The sequence below is a fragment of the Limnohabitans sp. genome (assembly GCF_046052765.1).
Classification (GTDB): Bacteria; Pseudomonadota; Gammaproteobacteria; order Burkholderiales; family Burkholderiaceae_C; genus Limnohabitans.
The window spans coordinates 138,685-146,261 of sequence record NZ_JAVLFQ010000065.1 but is presented as its reverse complement, the minus strand read 5'-3'; the positions used below and the strand labels follow the sequence as shown (position 1 = coordinate 146,261).

Annotated in this window: 6 protein-coding genes, 1 tRNA gene and 1 pseudogene; 5 read left to right on the top strand and 3 right to left on the bottom strand. The window is 54.3% G+C overall.

What is annotated here, in order from left to right; genetic code table 11:
* Positions 1-28 precede the first annotated feature (28 nt).
* The 5 genes and pseudogenes from tolB to AC9UG7_RS09730 form a co-directional block, all read left to right on the top strand.
* Positions 29-1,219 (top strand): annotated as a pseudogene (tolB, locus tag AC9UG7_RS09750) (Tol-Pal system beta propeller repeat protein TolB); the annotation flags it as partial.
* Positions 1,220-1,263: 44 nt separating this feature from the next.
* A complete protein-coding gene (pal, locus tag AC9UG7_RS09745) occupies positions 1,264-1,806 on the top strand; it encodes a peptidoglycan-associated lipoprotein Pal (protein WP_099730420.1) in 543 nt (180 codons plus the stop codon).
* Entirely contained in the window at positions 1,806-2,597 is a 792-nt protein-coding gene (ybgF, locus tag AC9UG7_RS09740) for a tol-pal system protein YbgF (RefSeq protein WP_509587085.1), read from the top strand. The genes pal and ybgF overlap by 1 nt, the downstream gene beginning before the upstream one ends.
* The gene (locus AC9UG7_RS09735; RefSeq protein ID WP_509587083.1) at positions 2,597-3,424 is read left to right on the top strand and encodes a tRNA threonylcarbamoyladenosine dehydratase; all 828 of its coding nucleotides are present in this window, start codon (positions 2,597-2,599) and stop codon (positions 3,422-3,424) included. The genes ybgF and AC9UG7_RS09735 overlap by 1 nt, the downstream gene beginning before the upstream one ends.
* Positions 3,425-3,466: 42 nt before the next feature.
* Positions 3,467-3,542, top strand: a tRNA-Lys gene (locus tag AC9UG7_RS09730).
* A gap of 42 nt (positions 3,543-3,584) precedes the next feature.
* On the opposite strand, the gene AC9UG7_RS09725 is transcribed toward AC9UG7_RS09730, so the two are convergent.
* Genes AC9UG7_RS09725 through dapE form a run of 3 tightly spaced genes read right to left on the bottom strand, consistent with a single transcriptional unit; the run spans position 3,585 to position 7,575 of the window.
* A complete protein-coding gene (locus AC9UG7_RS09725; RefSeq protein ID WP_509587081.1) occupies positions 3,585-5,546 on the bottom strand; it encodes an ABC-F family ATP-binding cassette domain-containing protein in 1,962 nt (653 codons plus the stop codon).
* Positions 5,543-6,406, bottom strand: coding sequence for a 50S ribosomal protein L3 N(5)-glutamine methyltransferase (gene prmB, locus AC9UG7_RS09720; RefSeq protein ID WP_509587079.1), 864 nt, complete (start codon positions 6,404-6,406; stop codon positions 5,543-5,545). The genes AC9UG7_RS09725 and prmB overlap by 4 nt, the downstream gene beginning before the upstream one ends.
* The gene (gene dapE / locus AC9UG7_RS09715) at positions 6,403-7,575 is read right to left on the bottom strand and encodes a succinyl-diaminopimelate desuccinylase (protein ID WP_509587077.1); all 1,173 of its coding nucleotides are present in this window, start codon (positions 7,573-7,575) and stop codon (positions 6,403-6,405) included. Before dapE ends, prmB begins: the two co-directional genes overlap by 4 nt.
* Between the last annotated feature and the right edge of the window lie 2 nt (positions 7,576-7,577).

Sequence of the window (7,577 nt, the reverse complement as noted above, 5' to 3'; positions counted from 1 at the left end):
CGTCGGCAGCGTCAGATGTGTATAAGAGACAGGCGTTGGGCTGACCCAATTGCCCATCGCCATTGCTCCGTTCCGGGGCGAGGCGCAATCGCCCCAAAAAATTGCGGCCATCGTCCAGGCCGACCTGGAGCGAAGCGGGCAGTTCCGCGCCATTGACGCCTCCGGCGCAACGCTGGACGAAACCGCGCGGCCAGACGTCGCACTGTGGCGCCAGAAAAGTGCGGATTCGCTGGCCACTGGCAGCGTCACGCGTTTGGCCGATGGGCGTTTTGATGTGCGGTTTCGTCTGTGGGATGTGGTCAAGGGCCAAGACCTGGGCGGACAGAGTTTTGTGGTCACGCAGGGCGACCTGCGCCTGGTGTCGCACCGCATTGCCGACTTCATCTACGAAAAGCTCACGGGTGAGCGCGGTATCTTCTCGACGCGCATTGCCTATGTGACCAAAACCGGCCCCCGTTACAGCCTTTGGGTTGCGGATGCCGACGGCGAGAACGCCCAGTCCGCACTGTCCAGCCCCGAGCCCATCATCTCGCCTGCATGGTCGCCCAACGGGGGGCAACTGGCCTATGTGTCGTTCGAGTCGCGCAAGCCGGTGGTCTATGTGCACGATGTGGCCACAGGTCGCAGGCGCCTGATCGCGAACTTCCGTGGCTCCAACAGTGCGCCAGCCTGGGCGCCGGATGGCCGTACGCTGGCAGTCACGTTGAGCCGCGATGGCGGCTCGCAGCTGTACACCATTGATGCCAACGGCGGCGAGCCGCGCCGCCTGATGCAAAGCGCAGGCATCGATACCGAGCCTGTGTTCTCGGGCGATGGCCGCAGCATTTTCTTTGTGAGCGACCGGGGCGGTGCCCCGCAAATCTACAAGGTGGGTGCGTCCGGTGGCAATGCGGAGCGCGTGACCTTTACCGGCACCTACAACATCTCGCCCAGCGTGAGTCCCGACGGTCGCTGGCTGGCCTACATCTCCCGCGTGGGTGGCGCATTCAAGCTGCATGTGATGGATCTGTCCACGGGCACCGTCAATGCGGTGACAGATACGACGGCGGACGAAAATCCCAGCTTTGCGCCCAACAGCCGGCTCATTGTTTACGCGACCCAACAGCAGGGCCGTGAAGCCCTCATGACCACAACCCTGGACGGCAAGATCAAGGCGCGTCTCGCCGGTCAGGCGGGCGACATCCGCGAGCCGGACTGGGGCCCGTTCCAAAAGCAATGAACTTATCTGCACTTTCAGTTATCAAGCCTTCAGGAGAAATTTGGATGATGAAACGTATTACCCTTGCCCTCACCGTTGCCGCTCTCGTGGCGGGCTGCAGCTCTGGCGTGAAGCTGGATGATGTGCCGGTCGAAGACAAAAATGCCACCTCCACCATGGGTGGAGCCAACAACGGTGCCAACTCCGGCAATACCTCGCAAAGCGGCGTGGCGGGCGTGGACCTCGGCCAGTCCGGCCGCGACGGTGCCGGCCCCGTGGGGGTCGCGCGCGTCGTGTACTTTGATTACGACAGCTACGTGATCAAACCCGAGTTCCAGTCGCTGATTGAAGCGCATTCCCGCTTCATCAAAGCGGCCCCCAACCGCAAGGTCATGATCGAAGGCCACACGGATGACCGTGGTGGCCGCGAGTACAACCTGGCACTGGGCCAGAAGCGCGCAGAAGCAGTGCGCCGTTCGCTGGGCTTGCTGGGCGTGCCTGACAGCCAGGTCGAGGCCGTGAGTTTTGGCAAGGAAAAGCCTGCAGCCCAAGGCGCTACCGAAGATGCACGCGCCCAGAACCGCCGCGCTGAACTGTCGTACCGTTAATGACATCCGCTGCACCGGTTTTCTCGTTGCGGGCGCTGGCCACGGCGGCATTGCTCGCCGTGTCGCTGTCTTCTGCCCATGCCGCCATCTTCGAAGACGGCGAAGCGCGACGGGCTATCCTGGAGATGCGACAGCGCGTTGATGGTCTGCAGTTGTCTCAGCAGCGTTCTGCCGAAGAGGTGCGCAAGCTGGACGAAGAAAACGCTCAGCTTCGCCGCAGTCTGCTGGATTTGCAGACGCAGATCGAGACCTTGCGTGCCGAGCAGGCCAAACTCAATGGCCAGAACGAGCAGCTGTTGCGCGATGTCGGTGAACTGCAGCGTCGGCAGAAAGACATCGCGCAGGGTGTGGATGAGCGATTGCGGCAGTTTGAGCCCATCAAGGTCAATGTGGATGGCCGCGATTTCCAGGCAGATCCTGCCGAAAAGCGGGATTTTGAGGCGGCTCTGGCTGTCTTTCGCTCCGGCAAATTCCCTGATGCAAGTGTCGCTTTCGCGGGCTTTGTGCGGCAGTATCCGCGCAGCGGCTACGTGCCCTCTGCCCGTTTCTGGTTGGGAAATGCCCAGTACGCTACGCGTGAGTACAAGGAAGCCATCGGCAATTTCAAACAAATGCTGACCGACGCCCCCACGCACGCCCGTGCGCCCGAGGCAGCTCTGTCCATCGCCAATTGCCAGATTGAGCTCAAAGACACACGTACCGCGCGCAAGACACTGGAAGACCTCATCCGGGCTTATCCGCAGTCTGAGGCCGCTGTGGCCGCTAAAGAACGCCTGTCGCGGCTCAAGTGATGGCGGGTGATGTGGCTTTTGCCTCGCAGGCTGCGCCAGATGGTGGTGCGGAGCACGCTTCGGAGCGCCGCTTTGGTGGGCTTCAGCGGCTCTACGGAGTGCAGGGCGCAGCCAGAATTCGCTCCGCGCACGTGGCCGTGGTTGGTATTGGTGGAGTCGGGTCGTGGGCCGCAGAGGCCCTGGCGCGCAGCGGCGTCGCGCAAATTACCCTGATCGACTTGGACCATGTGGCTGAATCCAACATCAACCGACAGATCCATGCGCTCACCGATACGGTGGGAGAGGCCAAGGTTCTGGCCATGCGTGATCGCATCGCACAAATCCACCCGGACTGCATCGTTCATTGCGTGGAGGAGTTTGTGGAGCCTGGAAACTGGCCTGCCTTGCTGCAAACGCCCGTAGATGCTCTCATTGATGCCTGTGACCAGATCAAAGCCAAAACTGCACTGTCCATATGGGCGCAGGCCCATGGGGTGCTGCACATCACCGTGGGTGCAGCAGGGGGCAAGCGGCATGCGCACAAGGTGGATGTGGATGATCTCGCACTGACCACCCATGACCCGCTGTTGGCCCAAATGCGCTATCAGCTGCGCAAACACCACGGCGCACCGCGGGAGGGCAAGAAGATCGGGGTCACCTGCGTTTTCAGCCGTGAGGCCGTAGCTCCGCCAGATGCTTCCTGCAATATCAATGGCGATGGTTCTTTGAACTGCCACGGCTACGGCTCGGTGGTCGCTGTGACCGCGACCTTCGGCCAATGTGCCGCAGGCTGGGTGCTCGATAAACTTGCAACCAATTCCAAATCGGCTGGAAAAAAGACGCTATAATTCAAGGCTTTGCAGCAATCGACACGATAGCTGCAATCGGTCGGGACGTTAGCTAAGTTGGTAGAGCAGCGGACTTTTAATCCGTTGGTCACAAGTTCGAATCTTGTACGTCCTACCACCCTCATTCAAAAAAACCAGTTCATTTTGAACTGGTTTTTTTTTAACTTGACGTGCTGGCGTTTTCTAACAAGCCTGTCAACTCCAACCATCTTGATTCCAATACCGGCAGTTCTTCATCAATTCGTTTTAATTGTTTGCCTTTGTCAGCCAGTTCGGTACTTGCCACTGCACGAGTCATGAATTCATGCAATTGTTCGCGCTCAGCTTCAAGCGTTTGCATTTTTGATTCAAGCTGCGTCAACTCTTTTTGTATATTTTTTAAAGAAGGCAGAATTGTTTTGGGCGTCGCAGTTTTCACAACAGTCGCGGGTGGATTGATATTTGGAGAGCTCGCAGCAACACCAGAATGAGCGGAGGCTATCGTCTTTAATCGTTTGGCTTCATCCAGCAAGAACTTTTGATAGTCATCTAAATCGCCTTCAAATGGCTCTATGCCTCCACGAGAAACCAACCAAAACTCATCGCATACTGCGCGTAACAAGGCGCGATCGTGACTGACCAGCATCACGGTTCCTTCAAACTCATTCAAAGCAACCGACAACGCTTCACGCGTAGCCAAGTCCAAATGGTTGGTAGGCTCATCAAGCAGCAACAGATTGGGACGCTGCCACACCAACATGCACAGCACCAGACGTGCTTTTTCACCGCCACTCATGCTTCCCACACTTTGCTTGACCATGTCACCACTGAAATTGAATTGGCCGAGAAAACTTCTCAAATCTTGTTCGCGCGTTGCCTGACCAGACAACAAACTTTGCTGGTTTAAGCGTTTAGCCAATGCAATCATGTGATCCAAAGGATTGTCAACCGGTTGCAAAACATCGAGTTCCTGCTGTGCAAAATAGCCAATATTTAACCCTTTGCCTTCGGTGATTTCACCTGCTACCGCTTGCAGATTACGGGCTATGGTTTTCACCACGGTGGATTTACCTTGCCCGTTGGCACCCAAGATGCCAATACGCTGACCTGCCAATACCGAGCGACTGATATTTTTGACAATCACAGTAGATGCTGCATCAGTACCGTCTGCATTCGGATAGCCAAAGCTCACAGCTTGCATAGACAACATGGGATTGGGCAAATGGGCAGGCGGTTTGAATTCAAATTGGAAATCTGCTTCACTGAGCAGAGGTGCAATTTTCTCCATGCGTTCCAACGCTTTGACGCGACTTTGTGCTTGCTTGGCTTTGCTGGCTTTAGCCTTGAAACGCGCGATAAATTTTTGCAAATGGGCAATTTTGTCTTGCTGTTTAGCGAACGCGTTTTGTTGCAGGTTCATTTGCTCGGCACGCATATCCTCGAACTTACTGTAATTTCCACCATAACGCATCAATTTGGCAGCATCGATATGCAAAGTAACGTTGGTCACTGCGTCAAGAAATTCTCTGTCGTGGCTAATAACTAACAAGGTGCCCTCGTAGCGCTTGAGCCAACTCTCTAGCCACACCAATGCATCAAGATCCAGATGGTTGGTAGGTTCGTCCAGCAACAATAAATCCGAAGGACTCATCAATGCGCGAGCCAGTTGCAAGCGCATACGCCAACCGCCGGAAAAACTATTGACAGGATTGTCTAATTCACTGGTTTTGAAACCCAGTCCCAATATGAGCGACTGAGCCCTTGAGGGCGCATCGTGCTCACCCGCATCTGACAAAGCCATGTAAGCATGCGCCATGCGTTCGCCATCATCTGTTGCTTCAGCAGCAGTTACTTCAAGTCGCGCTTGCATCAAGGCGATGTCACCTTCAATCACAAACGCTGTCGCGCTTTGTGCAGTTTCGGGCATGTCCTGTGCAACTTGCCCCATACGCCATTGCGTAGGAATATAAAACTCGCCAGAGTCCTCTTGCAAGCTTCGATTGAGTAATGCAAACAGGCTTGATTTACCAGCTCCGTTGCGTCCAACAAGACCTACTTTCTCGCCGGGATTCAAAGTCACTGAAGCTTGATCCAGCAGCAGTTTGGTGCCGCGACGCAGCGATATATTCTTCAACGTAATCATGAAAGTAACGCCTGCCGGGTGATCAACATGACTTGCTCATCACCAGCACTGGTGGACAAGTATGTCACTTCAATCGAGGGAAATGCTTTGTGAAAATGCGCAATTTCATGTCCTATTTCCAAGACCAACACACCCTCATTCGTCATGTACTCAGGCGCTTGCGATAACAACCCTCGAATGAAATCCATACCGTCTATTCCTCCAGCCAATGCGAGCTCGGGCTCATTGCGAAACTCCTCTGGAAGCAACGTCATGCTTTTTGCATTCACATAGGGTGGATTGCAGACGATCAGGTCATACCTGCCAGATGCCTGCTGCAGACCATCCGATTGTTGTGTTGCGATACGGTCTTGCAAACCATGCCTTTCAATGTTGATGTGTGCCACGGCTAAAGCTTCGGCGGAAATATCCAAAGCATCGACATGCAATTGTGGATAAGCCAAGGCAAGTAACACCGCCAAGCTGCCTCCACCCGTGCACAGGTCAAGCGCTCTTTGACTATGAGGGTTTAGCCACGGATCCATGCTGGCATACGCAATAACTTCGGCGATTAAGCTTCGAGGAATCAAGCAGCGAGGATCGACATGAAATGAAACACCTTGCAACCATGCTTCGCCTGTCATGTAAGCCAGCGGTTGACGTGTGTGTATTCGCTTGTGCAACAAGTCCAGCGCAGTGTGTATATCGTGTTCAGACAAATCGGTATTGAGCGAGGAGGTATCTATGTCTAAAGGTAATTTCATGGCCCACAGCACCAACCAAGCGGCTTCATCCTCTGCGCACAAAGTGCCTTGACCAAAGGCCACACCAGCCATGTTCAATTCTTTACTGCAGTGCGCGATCAACTCAACAAGTGTCATGCACCTGCCGCACTTTGAGTGTGTTCTTGCAGTTTTTTTAAGATACCTAAATAAATATTTTTCAGGCAGTCAATATCGCTTAAGCGTATGAATTCGTTGATTTGGTGAATGCTGTCATTGGGAGGACCAAACTCAATGACTTGGGGACAAATTTGCGCAATGAAACGTGCATCGCTGGTGCCGCCGGTGGTGGAGAGTTCGGTTTTTAAACCCGTGTGCTCCAAAATGGACTGTTGAACTACCTCCAACAAATCTCCTGGGGTAGTGATGAATGGCAATCCACCCAGCGTCCATTTGACAGTGAAGTTGAGTTGGTGTTTGTGCAAAATAGCTTCGAGTGTTTGTATCAAACCTTCGGCGGTAGATTCGGTACTGAATCGAAAATTAAAATCAACCACCACTTCACCGGGAATCACATTGTTAGCACCCGTGCCTGCGTGAATGTTGCTGACCTGCCAGCCTGTCGGCTGGAAATAAGCATTGCCTTTGTCCCATTCGATAGCCGTTAATTCAGCCAATGCGGGCGCAAGCAAATGGATGGGATTGCGAGCAAGTTGAGGATAAGCGATATGACCTTGCTGTCCTTTGACTGTGAGTTTGCCGCTGAGCGTGCCACGTCTTCCGTTTTTCACCATGTCGCCTATGTGATGGACTGAAGTAGGCTCACCCACAATGCACCAGTGCAGAGTTTCACCGCGTTCTTTCAGTGCTTCTATCACTTTGACCGTACCATCTACCGAAGGACCTTCTTCATCGCTGGTGAGCAAAAAAGCCAAAGAAAAATCAGCTTGGTTTTGAGCTTGGGTGAATTCCTCTGCCGCCACGACCATGGCTGCAAGCGATGTTTTCATGTCACTAGCGCCGCGCCCAAATAGTTTGGCTTCGCGGTGCGTAGGTGTGAAAGGATCACTGGCCCATAGCTCTAAGGGGCCTGTAGGCACTACGTCGGTATGACCCGCAAACACAAATGTTTTTGCATGTGGGGCAGCACTGCGTTTGATTGCCCACAAATTACTAACGCGTGCTTTTTCAGGCCCTTGGTCCATGCGTTCACACTCGAATCCGATCGCAGACAGGCGCGAGGCTATCAGCGATAAGCATTGCGCATCATCTGGCGTGACTGAAGGACGGGCAATCAATTGCTCGACCAGATCGAGAGTCAAGGACATGG